The 18,435-nt window shown below is 42.9% G+C and carries 16 protein-coding genes and 1 pseudogene; 9 read left to right on the forward strand and 8 right to left on the reverse strand.

Annotated features, from left to right (window positions below):
* Window positions 1-194: 194 nt before the first annotated feature.
* Window positions 195-1,886, reverse strand: coding sequence for an L-lactate permease (locus tag LQ216_RS08210; protein ID WP_230128713.1), 1,692 nt, complete (start codon window positions 1,884-1,886; stop codon window positions 195-197).
* Between the two features lie 308 nt (window positions 1,887-2,194).
* Here LQ216_RS08210 and LQ216_RS08215 point away from each other — a divergent pair, with 308 nt between their 5' ends.
* From LQ216_RS08215 to LQ216_RS08230, 4 genes are all read left to right on the forward strand, one after another.
* Complete coding sequence (locus LQ216_RS08215; RefSeq protein ID WP_290369247.1) at window positions 2,195-2,923, forward strand: FadR/GntR family transcriptional regulator; 729 nt, start codon at window positions 2,195-2,197, stop codon at window positions 2,921-2,923.
* Window positions 2,924-3,110: 187 nt separating this feature from the next.
* The gene (locus LQ216_RS08220) at window positions 3,111-3,827 is read left to right on the forward strand and encodes a (Fe-S)-binding protein (RefSeq protein ID WP_230128715.1); all 717 of its coding nucleotides are present in this window, start codon (window positions 3,111-3,113) and stop codon (window positions 3,825-3,827) included.
* Between the two features lie 50 nt (window positions 3,828-3,877).
* The gene (locus LQ216_RS08225) at window positions 3,878-5,302 is read left to right on the forward strand and encodes a LutB/LldF family L-lactate oxidation iron-sulfur protein (RefSeq protein WP_230128717.1); all 1,425 of its coding nucleotides are present in this window, start codon (window positions 3,878-3,880) and stop codon (window positions 5,300-5,302) included.
* The gene (locus LQ216_RS08230; protein WP_290369249.1) at window positions 5,302-6,018 is read left to right on the forward strand and encodes a lactate utilization protein C; all 717 of its coding nucleotides are present in this window, start codon (window positions 5,302-5,304) and stop codon (window positions 6,016-6,018) included. Before LQ216_RS08225 ends, LQ216_RS08230 begins: the two co-directional genes overlap by 1 nt.
* A 425-nt stretch (window positions 6,019-6,443) precedes the next feature.
* Here the strand turns inward: LQ216_RS08230 and LQ216_RS08235 are convergent, their stop codons facing one another.
* On the reverse strand, window positions 6,444-7,061 hold the full coding sequence (locus LQ216_RS08235; protein ID WP_230128721.1) for a methyltransferase: 618 nt from the start codon (window positions 7,059-7,061) through the stop codon (window positions 6,444-6,446).
* 118 nt (window positions 7,062-7,179) lie between these two features.
* Entirely contained in the window at window positions 7,180-8,688 is a 1,509-nt protein-coding gene (locus LQ216_RS08240; RefSeq protein WP_230128723.1) for a DHA2 family efflux MFS transporter permease subunit, read from the reverse strand.
* Between the two features lie 186 nt (window positions 8,689-8,874).
* On the opposite strand from LQ216_RS08240, the gene LQ216_RS08245 reads away from it, so the two are divergent.
* Together LQ216_RS08245 and LQ216_RS08250 are read left to right on the forward strand one after the other, a co-directional pair.
* On the forward strand, window positions 8,875-9,774 hold the full coding sequence (locus LQ216_RS08245) for a TetR/AcrR family transcriptional regulator (RefSeq protein WP_230128725.1): 900 nt from the start codon (window positions 8,875-8,877) through the stop codon (window positions 9,772-9,774).
* 36 nt (window positions 9,775-9,810) lie between these two features.
* On the forward strand, window positions 9,811-9,957 hold the full coding sequence (locus LQ216_RS08250; RefSeq protein ID WP_230128726.1) for a hypothetical protein: 147 nt from the start codon (window positions 9,811-9,813) through the stop codon (window positions 9,955-9,957).
* A 237-nt stretch (window positions 9,958-10,194) separates the two neighbouring features.
* On the opposite strand, the gene LQ216_RS08255 is transcribed toward LQ216_RS08250, so the two are convergent.
* Window positions 10,195-11,172: a ring-cleaving dioxygenase gene (locus tag LQ216_RS08255; RefSeq protein WP_230128728.1), complete on the reverse strand. Its 978-nt coding sequence runs from the start codon at window positions 11,170-11,172 to the stop codon at window positions 10,195-10,197.
* Between the two features lie 321 nt (window positions 11,173-11,493).
* On the opposite strand from LQ216_RS08255, the gene LQ216_RS08260 reads away from it, so the two are divergent.
* The 3 genes and pseudogenes from LQ216_RS08260 to LQ216_RS08270 all read left to right on the forward strand — a co-directional run bounded on the left by LQ216_RS08260 (window position 11,494) and on the right by LQ216_RS08270 (window position 13,361).
* The gene (locus LQ216_RS08260) at window positions 11,494-12,189 is read left to right on the forward strand and encodes a 2-phosphosulfolactate phosphatase (RefSeq protein ID WP_230128730.1); all 696 of its coding nucleotides are present in this window, start codon (window positions 11,494-11,496) and stop codon (window positions 12,187-12,189) included.
* Entirely contained in the window at window positions 12,186-13,007 is an 822-nt protein-coding gene (locus LQ216_RS08265; RefSeq protein WP_230128732.1) for a phosphosulfolactate synthase, read from the forward strand. The genes LQ216_RS08260 and LQ216_RS08265 overlap by 4 nt, the downstream gene beginning before the upstream one ends.
* Window positions 12,964-13,361, forward strand: a pseudogene (locus LQ216_RS08270) (VOC family protein). The gene LQ216_RS08265 and the pseudogene LQ216_RS08270 overlap by 44 nt, the downstream one beginning before the upstream one ends.
* A 233-nt stretch (window positions 13,362-13,594) precedes the next feature.
* Here LQ216_RS08270 and LQ216_RS08275 read toward each other — a convergent pair.
* The 4 genes from LQ216_RS08275 to LQ216_RS08290 all read right to left on the reverse strand — a co-directional run bounded on the left by LQ216_RS08275 (window position 13,595) and on the right by LQ216_RS08290 (window position 18,315).
* Window positions 13,595-14,770, reverse strand: a complete 1,176-nt coding sequence (locus LQ216_RS08275; RefSeq protein ID WP_230128734.1) for a M20 family metallopeptidase — start codon at window positions 14,768-14,770, stop codon at window positions 13,595-13,597.
* 1 nt (window position 14,771) lies between these two features.
* The gene (locus LQ216_RS08280; RefSeq protein ID WP_230128736.1) at window positions 14,772-16,001 is read right to left on the reverse strand and encodes a Zn-dependent hydrolase; all 1,230 of its coding nucleotides are present in this window, start codon (window positions 15,999-16,001) and stop codon (window positions 14,772-14,774) included.
* A gap of 16 nt (window positions 16,002-16,017) precedes the next feature.
* A complete protein-coding gene (locus LQ216_RS08285; protein WP_230128738.1) occupies window positions 16,018-17,208 on the reverse strand; it encodes a hypothetical protein in 1,191 nt (396 codons plus the stop codon).
* 372 nt (window positions 17,209-17,580) lie between these two features.
* Complete coding sequence (locus tag LQ216_RS08290; RefSeq protein WP_230128740.1) at window positions 17,581-18,315, reverse strand: YitT family protein; 735 nt, start codon at window positions 18,313-18,315, stop codon at window positions 17,581-17,583.
* Between the last annotated feature and the right edge of the window lie 120 nt (window positions 18,316-18,435).

Genomic DNA, 18,435 nt, shown 5'->3' on the forward strand with positions numbered 1-18,435 from the left:
AAGTTGAATTAATGATTTAATTTTGGCTCATTCATGTGAAACCAGAGTTTCACATGCCTTTCAGCAAAGCTGAAAGGTTGCTCCAACGGGATAGGCCGAGAGAAAGCTCGCTTTCTCCACGGCCTATTCCGTTGGAGCTTAAATGAGCCAAAAATTTATTAATGCGTAATCTTTAGTTCAACTTATATATATCGTTAAGGGATCATCCAGCTAAGAACTGTATTCTGCAAGAACGTGATAATTCCTATCAGTGTGACAAGGAAAAGGCTGTGCTTGATCGTGAAACGGAATAAATCTGATTCTTTGCCCGCTAGTCCAACTGCCGCACAAGCAACTGCAATGGATTGAGGGGAAATCATTTTTCCGGCTACGCCTCCTGATGAGTTGGCTGCAACAGCAAGCACTGGATCCATGCCGATCGATGTTGCCGTGATCTTCTGCAAATTCCCGAACAAAAGATTTGAGGACGTATCTGATCCAGTAATGAAAACACCAAGCCAGCCAAGGAATGGAGAAAAAAATGGGAACAGGATAGCTCCAGTTTTCGCCAGGCCCATTCCAAGGGTGGTACTCATGCCTGAAGCATTGGTAACGTAAGCAAAACCAACAACAGATCCGATCGTGAGGATTGGATACTTTAATTCGTTTAATGTCTCTCCCATTGCGGCCACCCAATTTTTCCAAGAGATCCCGACAATGAACTTGGTGATAATGGTCGCTATCAGGATAGCCGTTCCGGCAGCGCCGAGAATTTCAAGCTTGTAAACAGCAGCAATAGATTCACCCGCCGAATTAAAGACTTTATTATTCAGGAAAGGAACCTCCGGGACGAATGTCAGGGAATGTCCGACCGAGTTGATTGCTTTTAGAATCCCGTTTGTGCCTTCATAATGACCTGTCAGAGCCAGTTTAATGGTTGGGATTCCCCACAGTGAAATGACTCCTGTAAGCACAAGGAATGGGGACCAGGCCTTAAAAACTTGTCCACCCGTATAATTCTCCTTGCCGGTTGCAGCTTTCACAGTAACAGCAGCGGCCATTTCCTGTTCGGCCGGAAAACGGTAGATTGTTTTCGGCTGCCAAAATTTAAGGAAGATAACCATCGCGAAAAGTGATACAAGCGCAGAGAGAATATCCGGAAGCTCAGGACCTAAGAAATTGGAAACTAGATACTGTGTCACAGCAAATGAAACGCCTGAAACAAGAATAGCCGGCATGACTTCCAACGCTTTTTTAAAGCCCGCCATGATGACAATTAAATAAAATGGGATAAACACGGAAAGAAACGGAAGCTGACGGCCAACCATTTTCGATATTTCCATTGCCGGGATTCCGGTAGGACCCTCTACAGCAATGATCGGAATACCTATGGCTCCGAAAGCAACAGGTGCCGTGTTAGCGATTAGGCACAACCCCGCAGCATATAACGGATTGAAACCGAGACCAACCAAAAGCGCCGCGGAAATAGCAACCGGAGCCCCAAATCCGGCTGCTCCTTCAAGAAAAGCCCCGAACGAAAACGCGATCAATAATGCCTGGATCCGGCGGTCTTCAGTGATCGACAACACCGAGTTGCGGATAATATCAAATTGCCCGGTTTTCACGGTCAGCTTATATAAGAAAACAGAAGTGATAATAATCCAACCAATCGGTAAAATACCGTAAACGGCACCCTGTGTCGCCGACATAACTGCCATACCTGTTGGCATTTTAAACGCCACGACGGCGGTAACCAAAGCGACCCCTAGGGTGGTGATCCCGGCAATGTGACCTTTCATGCGTTTGATGGCCAGCGCCCAGAAAAAATACAAAATAGGAATCAAAGCGACAATGGCGGAAAGAGCTAGATTGTCCCCTACCGCTGTAAAATTTTGATGAAATGACATACATTTTCCCCCTTTAAATGAATGAATAAGTCCTTCATGGATCTCCCCTTTAAATAGTAACCGCTTACAATAAAAGATAAGGTCATCTGATGACTGGGTGATTAACTATGTATACGAAAAATTATAGAGACGATTCAGAAAATTTACAACTATTTATTTAATTTTTTGAATATTTTTTTATTTGATAGGTCGGAACTGTTTTTATTACATATGAGAATTCCATTGAAACGAATAATTCAACTAATTTGTTAGTTACGATGTATAATAGGATGTAAGTTTTTGAAAAAGTTGGTGTGGAGGCTTTGAGCTTGGAATATAAAAAAATTAAACCAAAGAAAATATATGAGGAAGTCGCTGAGACCATTTACGACATGATCAGGACTGGAGCATTAAAGCCAGGACAAAAACTTGATTCCGTCCAGCAACTCGCCGAAAATTTTCAGGTTGGCCGCTCTGCGATAAGGGAAGCCTTAACGTCTTTAAAGGCGATGGGACTTATTGAAATCAGGCAGGGCGAAGGCACATACATTAACGAATTTGAAACAGAACAAATTGCATTCCCATTGTCCACTGCCATTCTAATGAATCAGGAAGACATCGCCCACCTTTTAGAGGTCAGAAAAATTCTCGAAACAGGAACCGCATCCGCGGCAGCAAAAAAAAGAACAGACGAACAGCTTTTGGCCATGGAAGAAGCCTTAGAAGAAATGCGCCTTATTAACGGAAATGAAGAACTCGGAGAAAAAGCGGATCTTCAATTTCATTTTGCCATTGCCAAGGGTTCACAAAATCCGTTGCTGATCAACCTGATGAATCATGTTTCGGGATTAATGGGTGAAACAATGAAAGAAACGCGCCGCCTTTGGCTGTATTCGAAACAAACAACGACAGACAGGCTTTATGAAGAGCATCTCGCCATCTATAATGCTATAAAACGGCAGGATGCGGAAAAAGCAAGGACCATCATGCTTGAACATATTGAAAATGTTGAAGGCGTCCTTACAAAATACTTAAAACAGGCGAAATCCCCAAAATAGATGTACCCAAAAACCACCTCTTTTTTTAAAAAGGTGTGTTTTTTTTAGAAAAGAGTGTAACCCCTTTCAAAATTTGTTACGATTATAGTAATATTATTTAGAATATTTGTTAAAATGTTAACCAAGTCATCTGATGACCAGTTCATCACATCCATATGAAAATGAAATTGATCAAGGAGAGGTTGATATGAAAGTAACTCTTTTTGCAACATGCTTAGTAGATATGTTCCAAAGTGATGTTGGAAAAGCAACGGTAGAGCTGTTGGAGCGGCTAGGATGCGAAATAGACTTTCCTGAATCCCAGGTATGTTGTGGACAGCCCGCTTATAATAGCGGTTATGTAAAAGAATCCAAGGAAGCCATGAAGAAAATGATTGAAACATTCGAAAGCGCCGAATACGTTGTATCTCCATCTGGATCATGCACGGCGATGTTCAAGGAATATCCGCATCTCTTTAAAGGAGACAGCGAATGGGAGCCAAGAGCAAAGAAACTTGCCGAGAAAACGTACGAGCTTACCCAATTCATCGTCGATGTTTTAAAAATTGAAGATGTGGGCGCACACTTTGAAGGCAAGGTTACCTATCATACCTCCTGCCATATGACGAGATTGCTTCGTGTAACAGCAGCACCTATGACTCTCTTGAAAAACGTAAAAGGCCTAGAATTTACGATGCTGCCGGGAAAGGAACAGTGCTGCGGCTTCGGGGGGACTTTCTCAGTCAAAATGGCTCAAATTTCCGAGCAAATGGTAGACGAAAAGGTCTTGCATGTTGAAGAAACAGGGGCGGATTATTTAATTGGGGCGGATGCCGGATGCATGATGAACATCGGCGGACGAATTGAAAGAACAGGAAAACCAATCAAAGTGTTGCATATTGCTGAAGTGTTAAACAGCCGTTGAACCAACGAATATAAATTACACAAAAATATTTAAGGATGGAGGAAATCTCTATGACAATGAAAATCGGGACAGGCGATTTCAAAGAACGCGTTGAACAAGGAATCAATGATGCTTTTATGCGCGGAGCTGTTGCCGGGGCACAGGAACGAATGGGCACCCGCCGGAATGATGTGATCTCTGAACTGAACTGGGAAGACTGGCGTTCACACGGAGAAGAAATTCGCCAGCACGTTCTAGACAATTTGGATTATTATTTAGAGCAGCTTAGTGAAAATGTCGCAAAGCGCGGCGGCCATGTATTCTTCGCGCAAAATGGCGAGGAAGCAAACGAATATATCCGACAGGTCATTGCCAAAAAAGATGCAAAAAAAGTTGTGAAATCAAAATCAATGGTAACGGAAGAAATTTCGTTAAATGCCGCTTTGGAACAAGCCGGCTGTGAAGTCATTGAAACGGATCTCGGGGAATATATCCTCCAGGTCGATGACCATGATCCCCCCTCTCACATCGTAGTACCCGCATTACATAAAAACAAAGAGCAAATCCGGGATGTTTTCACAGAGAAACTGGGCTATCAACTAACTTCCAAACCGGAGGAACTTGCCGGACATGCCCGGAAAAAACTACGCGAGGAATTCATGACCGCCGATGTCGGGATCACCGGATGCAATTTTGCCGTTGCTGAAACCGGCTCATTCAGTCTTGTCACAAACGAAGGAAATGCTGACCTTGTTACCTCCCTGCCGAAAACGCAAATTACCGTGATGGGAATGGAACGGATTGTTCCAACCTTTGAAGAAATGGAAGTGCTTGTCAGTTTGCTGACAAGAAGCGCGGTTGGACAAAAGTTAACGAGTTATATTACCGTGCTGACCGGTCCACGTGAAGAACTGGATGTAGACGGGCCGGAGGAATTCCATCTTGTCATCGTCGATAATGGGCGTTCAAACATTTTAGGCGGTGAGTTTCAGTCTGTCCTGCAATGCATCCGTTGTGCGGCCTGTGTAAATGCCTGCCCGGTCTACCGCCATGTGGGCGGACATTCGTATGGATCCATCTATTCAGGGCCGATCGGAGCCGTATTATCTCCATTGCTGGGAGGATACGAAGAGTATAAAGAACTACCTTACGCATCTACCCTGTGTGCGGCATGTACGGATGCCTGCCCGGTGAAAATTCCGTTGCACGGGCTGCTTCATAAGCACCGGCAAGTCATTGTCGAAAAGGAAGGCAAAGCGCCCATTTCCGAAAAACTGGCGATGAAAGCATTTGGTTTAGGTGCCGCGTCACCGATGCTGTACAAGATGGGGTCAAAGATTGCGCCGACAGCGATGAATCCATTTACAGACGGGGATCGAATTTCAAAAGGGCCGGGGCCATTAAAAGCCTGGACCGAAATCCGCGAGTTTCCAGCACCGAATAAAGAGAGATTCCGAGATTGGTTTAAAAATAGAGAAAAAGGAGGTCAACAATGATGCAAGGCACCATTCAAAACCGAGACACATTTCTAAATCAGATTGCAAGCCGTCTTGGCCGGGAACGCTTATCTGCCCCAGTTCCACCACCTGTGTGGAAATACCAGCCCCAAGAAGAAGTGCTTAAGGGCGCCACGGCGGACGAGTTGGTTGAAATTCTCAAAACCCATTGTTTAAAGATCCATACAAGTCTTGTAATGACCGATTTAAAAGGTTTGCCCGAAACCCTGGAAAAAACGGTTGCGGACTATGGCAATGAATCGGTTGTGACATGGAAAGACCAAAGGTTTTCTGATTGGGGCCTTGAGCCATTATTAAAAGATACCTTGCCCCGGCAAAATATTGACGTTTATGAATGGGACCATACCAAAGGACATGAAAACATCCGGCAGGTTGAAAAAGCGAATATCGGGATCACAATCAGTGAAATCACACTCGCTGAATCAGGTACCGTTGTCTTATTCAGTGATAAGGACAAAGGCAGGACAGTCAGCTTCCTCCCTAAAGGCTTTGTCTGCTTAGTTCCAAAAAGCACCATAGTCCCGCGCATGACCCAGGCTGCAAAAATCATGCGCGAAAGACATCTGCAGGGAGAGATGGCATCATGCGTCAACTTCATTACCGGCCCAAGCAACTCAGCCGATATCGAGCTGAATTTGGTCGTGGGTGTGCATGGTCCGATTAAGGCGACTTATATTCTAATTGATGATTTGTAGGACAGGACTGGCGATGCCGACTACTATAAAAATAGATTTTACAAAAGACCTTAGTCCGCATCACATTAGGTGCTAGTAGAAAGCAGTATCGCGGATTACAGTGATAGAGCAAAACATTGAGCTGATTTAGCGGATAAGAAAAGTGCAAGCGCCCCTGTAAATAAGGAACTTCAACTAAAATCGATTACGTCCTATGGCAAACGTAATTCTGGTGTTTGGATAATAAATCTTGAGTTTGGAAAGTAAATCCTAAGTTTGGATAATAAATCCGGCGTATCAGGACATTTAATAAAATTATACTTACGGCGAAACGGAAGAAGCGTTGGAGGAAATCTCCACCCCATCAAAACCGATGCAATAAATAACCAAAGGGTGTCCCGTGAATCACGCGGGACACCCTTTTTTAGTTAAATTTGCGTTTATACTTAAGCCCCTAAATACGCCAACCGATAAATTAAAAATCTTTCATTAGCATTATCCTCATATAAACCCGGTAGAATTACTTCCTCCTTCAATTCAAAAGAGGTGTCGTTTTCCAGGAAATAAATATAATCTTCTGATGGATAATAGAGAACCAGGTCTACCTCCCGCTCTGAATCTTCTACTGATACCAGAATGTTGTTTACAATATTCATGAATACCTGAATCGAAAACGGATTGAAAAAATAAAACCGGTTGTCTGATGGATCGATTCTGTAGTCTTCCGCTAGGCAACAATGGAGATGGATTTGATCGTGACGCTTGTTATATTTTTTAAAGTAATTAATTCTGTTTTCAACAGCTTCCTGATAGAGTCTTTCGCTCATTTCGATCCCTGTGACGGTTGCATTGAAAAAATGATTGATATAAAAGATTAACCGCCCTTTCCCGCATCCAAAATCAACAATGCGGTCGCTGATTCTCAATTGATAGTTATTAAATAATTCTTCCAGGGCTCGATATGGAGTTGCCTCATAACGGTGATAATGCAGCGACTTACTAAAACCCTTTTGGTCTCCTTCTGTTTTTACGTTCAGTAATTTATCGTAATCCTTCTGCTTCATCGATCTTCTCCTTTTGACCCTCTACTCTTATATGAAAAAAAGGCACCCAATAAATCGAGCGCCCTTCTACATATAACTTATTCAAACTTACTCAGAGTTTAATCCTCCACCAACTTCGTTACATTTTACTGCCAGCTGATTGTTTTGCGATTGTATCTTCCGCTGGTTTTGCCCGTTTGATAAAGAAAGCAAGAACTAGTGAAACAGCAGCAATAAATGTAGCGACTAAGAAAGCATCATTAATTCCTTCTAACATGGCTTTCATGGCAATTTGCTGTTGCATTTCAGCCAGCGCAGCTTTTGTAGGCTCGCCTGCCGCATTCTTCATAGCATCTGCAGCCATTTCAGTGGCATGTGTTTCCGTCCGATTGGACATGACTGTGACCAACAAGGCTGTCCCAATGGCTCCGGATACCTGGTTTAAGGTATTGTTCATCGCCGTACCATGCGGATAGTAGCGGGCCGGCAATTGGTTTAAACCATTAGTCGAAACCGGCATCATCACCATCGACATGCCCAGCATCCGAACTGAGTTTAAGATCACTAAGTGAGTATAGGTAGTATCCAGTGATAAATTGCTGAAAGAATAAGTCGTAACCGTTGTAATGATTAAGCCAGTAACCGCTAATGTACGTCCACCAAACTTATCAAATAATCTTCCCGTAATCGGTGACATGACAGCCATCAAAAGGGCCCCCGGCAACATCATTAACCCCGCATCCATCGGAGATATCCCCCGAATCGTTTGTACATAAATCGGAATTAATAACATACCGGAAAATAACGCCATATTCACGACCATCGTAATGGCAGATGATAAGGAAAACATCGGGTATTTAAAAATCCTGAAATTAAGCAACGGCTCTTCTTGCTTTAATTGACGCAAAATAAACCATACTAATGAAATAACCCCAATGATTATTGTCCCATAGACTTGAGGGCTATCCCAGCCTTTATTGCCGGCAGAACTAAATCCATACAGCAAACCGCCAAAGCCCACGCTTGATAGTAGCAGCGAAAATAAATCCAGACGGATATCCACCTTCCCCTTTTTATCCTTAAGCATGAAAAAGCCAATCAATAGAACCGCAACTGCAATTGGCGTGACAAAGTGGAAAAGCATCCTCCAGTCATAGTGTTCAATGATCCAGCCTGATAGAGTCGGGCCAATCGCTGGTGCAAACATTAAAATCAGTCCAAAGACTCCCATTGCCGCTCCCCTTTTTTCAATCGGGAAGCTGACTAACATAACATTCATTAACAGCGGCATCATGATCGCTGATCCAGAAGCTTGAACCATCCGGCCTGTTAATAAAACAGGAAATGCATGGGCAACGCCGGCAATAATGGTGCCGACAGTAAATAAGATCATCGCCGCCAGAAATAAGCGGCGAACAGAATATTTTTGAATTAAAAAAGCCGTGGCTGGAATCAAAATTCCATTAACTAGCATAAAGCCTGTAGTCAGCCACTGCACGGTAGACGCTTCAACATCTAAGTCGTTCATAATCGAGGGCAGTGCAATATTTAATAAGGTATTATTTAAAAAGGCAATAAAAGCTCCAATCATCAGCACAGCAAGAAGCCCGTACGGTGGACGATCAGTCTTATTTATGGAATGGTCCATGTTTTTCCCCCTATATACTTTCAGATCATTATTTGTACTCTAATTTCAACACAAATTATATCTTATACCATCGGTTCAAATATTGCAAAGCAAAGATAACATGATGTTTACTATGTTTGTTAAAACTAAATAAATCATGTACTATAAATTTTATACAAGCAGTATAACTGGAATAAAGGTGATTCTATGAACGAGAGAAAAGAGCATGTCATAAAAGCGGCGCACCACTTATTTACTGACAAAGGCTTTCAAAATACATCCATTCAAGACATATTGGACTATAGCGGGATTTCAAAAGGAACATTTTATAATTACTTTTCCTCTAAAAACGAGTTATTAATCACTCTTTTCACAACGCTCTATAAAAAGTTGGAAAAGGACCGCAATGAATTGCTCATCGGCCAGGATCCCTCCAATATTGAAATCTTTATTAAGCAAATCGAATTGCAAATGAAGACAAATCGGGCGAATAAGCTCATTACCCTATTTGAAGAAGTACTCGTTTTAAATGATCCCGATTTTAAAGAATTCCTGAAGCAAGGCCAGTTCAGAATGATTCGCTGGTTATACGATCGGTTCATAGACATCTTTAGCGAAAGCAAGAAACCTTATTTGCTGGATTGCGCCATCATGTTCATGGGAATTCTGCACCACAACCTTAAATTTCAAGCGATAGCGACCCAATCAAATCCCAGCATACATCAGGTAGTCCGCTATAGCGTAGAGCGAATCATCAAGATGGTTGACGAAGTGTCTGTTGCGGGCGATCAATTAATCCAGCCCGAGCTATTGGACAGCTGGCTCCCAGACAACCAGAAAACCGACCCGGCTTTCCAACAGAAGCTTTTTCATACTTTATTGGAATTAAGAAAAACGCTAAGCGATAACATAGAACACGCAAAATACGTTGAATTATTGGACTTTGTTCAAGGAGAACTATTGAACTCAAAGAATCCCCGGAAGTTTCTCGTGGAAAGTGCCTTTTTATCTTTAAAAGGGGGGCGGGAATTTTTTGAAGAAAAACAAATCCAAAATCTCGAACAGCTGGTGAGGGTTTTTTTCAGTCAGAATGAGGAAAGGGATTAATTTATTATTGGCGAAGAAAAGGAAGGTGACGAAAAAATGACACCTGAGCAAAATAAAATCGAAGAAGATATTAAATTTTATGAAGAAGCATTTGGTGCTTCCCGCAAAGCTGGTGAAAATGCCGAGGAGCTATTAAAAATTGGTAATAGAGAAGAAAAGTGGAGAAGTGATAAAACTGAGTGAGCTAAAATAGTCCATAATTTTATTATCACCCGGTTTCAGAGAAATTAGATAAGGCGACTCCTTATAAATATTAAAATTATGGTTCTTTCACTCCATTAAAAAGCTCATCTTCAAACACGAAGATGAGCTTACTTATTTTTACTATCCAGAGTATATGCGTGAAGATTAAAGTGTCTGTAAGCCCATCCTGTTCTACAAACAGTCTCTCGACCCTCATTTGATAAAGTAAAGCTTGGATTATTCTTTAACGAACTCTTTCGTACTTCTCACCGTATCAATCGGCCTAACCATTTTTTCGATTTCATCACGTTTCGGTTCCAGAAATGGAGGCAAGGATAGTTTTTCTCCAAGCGTTTCATACGGCTCGTCTCCCATAAAGCCCGGGCCATCCGTGGCAAACTCAAATAAAATTTGTGGAGCAACTCTTGCATACAAAGATTCGAAGAAGTGACGATCAACATAACCGGACGTTTGGAACCCGAAGTTCGGCAAACGATCGATCCACTCATTCAGGACGGAACGGTCTTCAACGCGGAATGCGACATGGTGAACCGTACCAAAGCCTTGTCGTCCTTGAGGAAGAACCGCATTATATTCGACGATTACCTGCGCCCCATTGCCTCCTTCACCCACTTCAAATAAATGGAATGATCCATCTTGGTCTATTTCTTTAAACAATAGAACCTTCTCCATCACTTCTTTAAAATAATCAAACTGGGCGATCCGAACAAAGATAGGCCCTAAGCCAGTAATTGCATAATCCAGTGGAATCGGCCCTTTCTGCCATGGCGTACCGGCAGCGACCCCCTCATTGTTTTTATCTGAAATCAATTGGTATTGCTGGTCATCGAAATCGACAAACGAAAGTGTCTTTTTACCGAATTGCTCTTTAATTCCCGAGTGCTTCACATCGAGACGATCAAAACGCTTTACCCAATAATCCAACGCTGTATCACTTGGTACACGGAAGGATGTTTTGGAAATCTCGTCTGTACCATGTACGCCTTTAGGAATACCTGGGAAGTCAAAAAAGGTCATATCTGTCCCCGCACTGCCTTTATCATCTGCAAAAAATAAGTGGTACGTTTGGATATCGTCTTGGTTAACGGTTTTCTTTACTAAGCGCATCCCTAGCACATACGTGAAAAATTCATAGTTCTTTTCCGCACTGCTTGTAATCGCCGTTACGTGGTGTATTCCTTTTAATCCGTTCATGTTATTTCCTCCAATGATTTTCGATTTGTGCTTTTATGTTGTATTTAACTTTAATTAAAATATCTTTAATTCAAAATAAATATATCATGGACGTAATTAGCTGTCAATATGTAAGAATTATTCCCTCAAGAACAAAAAGACAATCATAAAGGTGATGATTGATAAACGCTCTCCCATATCAGAAGAGCTTTTTCCGGACAAGAAGCAAGAGAAGGAATGAATGTATCGAACTAACAAATCCCGGAACCATGTACAAAACAATTGAATATAATTTTTCTAACTTCAATTGTGGGTGAAAACCCATGGGTTAGGAGAATTGCAGTGGATGTAAACATTTATCAGGGGAACGAGCACCGACTGGCCTCTGCGGATATAAATATTGTGATCGATGTAATCAGGGCCTTCACTGTCGCCCATTATGCCTTCTTGAATGGTGCGAAGGAAATATTGTTGGCAGGCACCATTGACGAAGCATTTGATTTGAAAGAAATGTATCCTCACTATCTTCTTGCCGGTGAGGTAAAAGGCCTTCCGATAGATGGGTTTGATCTAGATAACTCTCCTTATCGAATTTCCATGCACGATTTAACCGACCGGACGCTCGTTCAAAAGACAACAAACGGAGTGAAGGCCACATTGCATGCCTTAGACGCGAGGCACGTATTCGTTACCGGTTTTTCCAATGCCAAAACGACAGCCCGTTATATCCGGAGCTTATGCAAGCAAGCGAACAGCAGTTTACAAATAAACATCGTCGCCTCACACCCGACAAGTGAAGAGGACCTGGCCTGTGCCGAATATTTGAAAGAGATTGTTTTAGGGGGAAATTTTTTGCATCCAAAGGACGTTGTAGCGAGAATTAAAGCATCCCGGGCCGCTGAGAAATTCTTTGACGAAACAAAGCCTGAATTCGACCCCAGGGATATTTCAATTTGTACCCGTGAGCTAAATAGCTCTTTTGTCATGAAAGTAAACCAAGCAAGCCGAATTCCATCGATTGAGAGGATTCAAACATGAGGAGATCTTGTGGAATACACCTGCCATCTAGGCAAGAAAAACCGAGAGAACAAGGGATTACGATTCTGATTGATAACGGGGTGCCGTTAAGCTTTTTTAAAGACACCGTTTCCGGTGCTGCCGATTTCATCGATTACGTGAAGTTCGGCTGGGGAACGTCCATTATTACAAAAACGCTGGAAGAAAAAATAGAATGTCTAAACAGCCACGGCATTCCATTCTTCTTTGGCGGAACGCTATTCGAAAAATTTGTGAGCCAGGGGAAAATCACCGACTTTTACCTCTACTGCAAAAAATACGGCTGCCAATACATCGAGATCTCAAATGGCACAATCGAGATGACCAATACAGAAAAAGCCCACTTCATTTCCGACTTCTCAGACGAATTCCTCGTCTTCAGCGAGGTTGGCCAAAAAGACAGCGAGAAAGCGATCACACAGGAACCGGCAGAATGGGTGGAATACATCCATGAGGACTTCGAAGCAGGCGCAATCAAAGTCATCGCTGAAGCAAGGGAAAGTGGAACAAGCGGGATGTGCCGGGGTAACGGAGAACTTCGCAGCGAGCTGGTCGAACAAATCGTTTCATCCGGTATTGACCTGAACAATATGATTTTTGAAGCTCCTAATAAAAAGCTGCAAACCTTCTTCATTCAACTGGCTGGCTCTGACGTAAACTTAGCCAATATTGCATTCACTGATATTATTCCACTGGAAACGTTGCGCCTCGGCTTACGCTCAGATACATTCTCGTTATTTGATAGTAACGAAATAAATGAGAGAAACAAACAAAGTGTTTCATCTGGCGATTCTGTGTAAGGATTTAGATGAAACCCAAGAGTTCTATGAAAAACTCGGATGCACCATGGCCAGGCGCTACGATGACCGCGTCACATTCAACTTTTACGGCGACCAGGTCGTATGCCACCTAAATCCCAAAAGCATCGATGAACAGCCGAAAATATATCCGCGCCATTACGGGATCACCTTTTTGGATAAAGAAGAATTCAACACCCTCCTGCAAAAAGCAGAGGAACAGAACCTGTCTTTCTTCCAGAAGTTATGGTCCGCTTCGAAGGAAGACGAGAAGAACATATCACTTTTTTTCTAATCGATCCGGCTAATAATTTGCTAGAATTAAAGTATTATCATGATGTAACTATGGATTATTAAGTACCTGTTTTAAGAACCTTTTGTTAGTTCTTCAACAAGTCTAGGAATGCCAGTCTTTAGAATGAGTAGAAGCAGGAATCAACTTAGATTCCTGCTTCGTCCTTTTCTTGGTTACTTCATTGAAAAAACTGGTCTATCAGGGTTGGCTCTTACTAACTTCTATTCTAATTCAGAACTATTATAAGCTCCTTCCACACAAAAAGGTTGTCCCGAGTTTGGGACAACCTTTTCCATTATTCATTCAAATAAGCCCAAGCATACTGAGCATATAGTTCGGCGCCAGTTGTTAGAGCATCCTCGTCAATGTTGAATCTGCCGTGGTGATGGGCCCATTCCGTATCTTTGTCGGGATTTCCACTCCCGACCAATGCGAAGCTGCCGGGCACTTCATCCAAAAAGAAGCTGAAGTCTTCCCCGCCCATTGTCGGCTTTTCATTAAATAAGACGTCCGCACCAAATGCTTCGGAAGCGACTTTTTGTACGAGCTTGGCGCTGTATTCATCATTGATGACCGCCTGCGTTCCGCGAGTGTATTCAACCACCGCACTTGCGCCATACAGGCTGGCAACACTCTCAGCGTAATGCTGGAGCTGCTTTTCAATATGGTCGCGCGTTCCAGGATTGAAACAACGGACCGTACCTTCGATAACGGCGTTTTCCGCAATCACATTGAATCGTGTGCCGACGACCATTTTCCCTACCGTAAGAACAGCTGGATGCTGGACATCGATTGTTCTTGATACGACAGATTGGACATTCATCACAAAGGAAGAGGCGACGATTGCCGTATCGATACAATGATGGGGCATCGCGCCATGTCCGCCTTTCCCTTTAAAGGTAACTTTGAATAAATCAGCTGAGGCGAAGGAAGGCCCTGGTGTACATGAAACTTTGTGAGTCGGCATCTGTGACCAGATATGGATGCCGAAGATATTATCAACACCTTCAACAGCGCCCTGTTTCACCATTTCCTTTGCACCAGTTGCCACTTCTTCAGCAGGCTGGAACAACAATCGAACGGTGCCCGGCAGCTCATCCTTGATTTCGTTCAGGGCTTTGGCTGCAATAAGTAGCATTGCCGTATGGGCATCGTGGCCGCACGCATGCATTTTTCCATCTTCCTTTGACGCGTATGGCAGGTCTTTGTCGATCTGTTCAACAGAGAGCGCGTCCATGTCGCCCCTCAATGCTACGGTTTTCCCTGGCTTTGCTCCCTCAATATTCGCAATGACACCGGTCGGTAATGTCCTTCGGTATGGAATCCCGAGTTTTTCGAGATATTCACAGACGAACGCTGTCGTGTTTTCCTCTTCCCAAGACAGTTCAGGTTCGCTATGGAGCTTTCGACGTAATTCGGTCAGCTCTTCACTGTAAGTTTCGATTGCTTGTTTTATTTTTTCATGGATCATTCTATTCTGCCTCCGTTAACTTCTTTGCTGCTTCGTAGAATATTTGGACCGCATTAGCCAAATGGCGTGCATCCGACCATTCTTCCGGACAATGGCTTAGTCCGTCCTTGCTTGGAATAAAAAGCATGCCTACATCTGTCACGTCGGAAAAGATCATCGCGTCATGGCCCGCACCGCTGTTGATGGGGCAGTACGGGATTCCCAAGTCACTGCTCTTTTGCTTCAAAAGCGAACGGACTTCTGTATTCAATGCTTTGGGCTGTATATATAACAGCTGCCGGGCGGAAGTATCGATTCCATTATCACGATATGAATCTATCAATTCCTTCGTTTTCCGGATGACATTCAGAACGTTTGCTTCTTTCCCTGAACGGATGTCCACGGTGAAGATAATTTTATCTGGAATGACATTTGCTCCATTTGGAAAAACATTTAGGCGGCCGGTCGTTATAACCGTTCCTACCCCTTCATCGATCGCGAGGTCCGGCAGCTGAGCAATGATCTTGGCCGCGGCGACTAAAGCATCTGAACGGCGATCCATCGGGGTTGTACCCGCATGTCCTGCCTGGCCTTGCACTGTCACTTCCAATTGCGTCAAACCGACAATCGCTTCGACCACACCGATTGGAATGTTTTTCTCCTCGAGAATCGGGCCTTGTTCAATATGTAATTCAAGGAAAGCCTTCATGGTTTTTGGATCTCTTACTTTAGGAAGCGACGGATCAAGTCCGATTTTGGACATCGCATCGATCGTGGAGATGCCGTCTTTATCTGTTAGGTTTTTAAAATCTTTCTCACTAAGCGATCCGATGATTCCTCTTGATCCCATCAGCCCGCCGCCAAATCTCGAGCCCTCTTCTTCTACAAGCGCGATGATTTCCAGCGGGTATTTAGGCGTTAATTTATTCTGAGTGAACAGGGCAGCCACTTCCAAGCCAGCCACTACACCGGCAGGGCCATCATATGCCCCTCCATTTGGAACCGAGTCAAAATGGGATCCGATAAGTACACTTGGCGCATCCTTTAACGTGCCTTCAAGTTTGCCAAAGATATTGCCAAAGCCATCTTCCTGGACTTCGAGGCCGGTTTCCTTCATCTTTTCTTTTATATATTGACGTGCCTGTAAATCTTCGTTGCTATAAGTCAGCCGGGTGGTGCCTTTACCAGGTGTCGCTGTAAATTCACTCAATGCGCCGATATGGCTTTCAATGCTTTCGATGAGCTTCTCCACAATATCCCTCCGTCTTTTATAAGAATCCTACAAACATACCGGCCAAGATAACCGACACAATCGTAACCGTTATGAAACCGCCGACAAGCATAGGCGGCAGCATGTGGCTCGTCAGCATTTCCCTTTCCTGCTCATCCTCTGTCAATGCCTTGATGACTTCGTTGGTGATTATATAGTCAGCCGGAAATCCGTATAACGCCGTCAAGGAGATAGAGAAAGCCATTTCTTTGCTGACCTTCAAAATCTTGCCTGCTATGAAAGAAAAGATATACATCCCGATCACACCTAATACAATAACACCGATGAGAGGATAAAGGATTTCGAGCATCATGTTTGGAGTCGCTTGCTTCAATCCGTCAAAAATGAACAACATAAGCGCCAAAATCGCGAATCCGAAGCCGTTCGCTTTCTGTAATACCTGCTTCTCCAGAAAACCTATGCTTGTGGCAATAACACCGAACAATAGGCAGAGAACAAACGGGCTCACTGTCGCAACCGGCGCCAATAAGGCAGAAACAAGGTATGCAAGGTATGCGACAAGGGCAAGCCTGAAAAATTTAAAGAAATCCGTGTTGTATTTCTCCGGCATGTTTTTAAATAGCTTAAGCTCTACCTTTACATTTTCTGACGTGGCAGCCGTTTCAGATTCTTTCACCGATAGCTCGCCATTGCGGTATTGCGTAAGAAGCCTCTTGCCTTCTTTTTTCAGCATGATTGACGTGAGTGGATATCCGGCAAATCCTTGCATAACATAGATCACAATCGCAAATACCGATAGTGATGCGAGTCCGGCTTCCTTTGCCCCTTCTGACATGATCAACGCAGATACAATCCCGCCCACTAATGGAGGAATGGCTACGACGATTGTCTCAAAGCCGAAAATAAATGTTCCAATTCCAAAAAGAATAGCAATAATCCCTAAAATACCTGATAGCGCAATTAAGATCGTTTTCCATTGATTCTTCAATTCCTCAATCGACAGCAACGTACCCATGTTTGTAATCAATAGGTACATCAACATCGTCGCAACTACCGGCGGTACACCCGCCAAGGCTACGATATCCTGCGGAAAGAACGTCCAGTAGCCGAGGAGGAACAGGATGGCGCATACGAAAATGGAAGGGACCCAGGCTTTTGTCCGTACAGCCACCAGATCTCCAATAAATAATATAAAAACGAGAATAACTAAAGCTAACATTTGTGACATAATGAACCTCCACTTTCCTGAATAAATATAATATTCAAGAATAATAACACTGAATTGAATTAATTTAAAGATAATTTGCTTTATTCAGATAAAATTATTTAAAAAGCGCTAAATGTAAGCGTTTTAAAGAGTAAATCATCTGACTCTAATCTAATTAAACGGAACCCGACCGAACGGAATTTACAATAATTGTTGAATATCCAATAATAATTATACAAAAAAGACCCAGTCAGAAGATTGAGTCTTGTTCAGAGGATATTTTTTTACAGTTTACTATTTATGCCACCTTCCTACTTAGACCGTTAAATATAAAAGAACAAAATTCTTCCCCCTCGATGCGAATAAAAAACCAAGCCGTTAATGTACGAGCAACTATTTTTTCCGCCATCCCAATTGTTCCTGAAATAAGGAAAATTCAATTTTATAGGTATTCACGAAGTCGATGATCCTGGTTGATAAAAATTGGCAGATCACTGCATATAGAACGATCCTCATATCGATGATGATGGCGGTTAAAATGAATATAGAAATGTTCATCCAAAACATTGCTTTACCAGCGCTCCATTTCTTGTACATGGCGAGCACGAGTGCAAAGACAACCATACCTCCGCTGGATGAACCATACCTTATTAAGATTCCCACCCCCACCCCGTAGAATAGCGAACCGCAGAGAATATCGAATCCTATGTTCCATTCGGGTATATACCAAAACATGGTGACCCAATTTACTGTAAAGGAAGCAACGGATACTGAATATATGGTCCTGATCATCCATTCATATCCAAAATAGGTAAGCGCCAATGTTAGGGAGGTTAAATTTGCAAACCATAAACAAACTCCGATGGAAATAGGCAGGAAGTGATTTAAAATGATGGCAATCCCGGCAGCCCCTCCGGAAGGAATCGCATTCGGAAATAAAAACAAGGCCATTCCGACCCCTTGAATAATAGCCCCGATGGTTAAATAAACATAAGTTATGATTTGCCAATATAAAACTGCTCCTAAAGAACGATTACGTTTTTGTCTCAATCTTAACAATGCATCATTGCCCCCATTCACCCAGCGGGCTTTTTTACTCCTTGTCCATTTTATGATGGGGATAAGCAAAATATGTTGCTCCGAAAACCATATATATATCCAACGAATCATTCCTTCGATTTTCACATGATCTATCCAACCATTTCTTTCAGATAATAATATCTGAAGGGTTCAAATCATGTTGGCAAA

Origin of the sequence: Bacillus sp. CECT 9360, from assembly GCF_918741275.1 — a bacterium.
Classification (GTDB): Bacteria; Bacillota; Bacilli; order Bacillales; family DSM-1321; genus Peribacillus.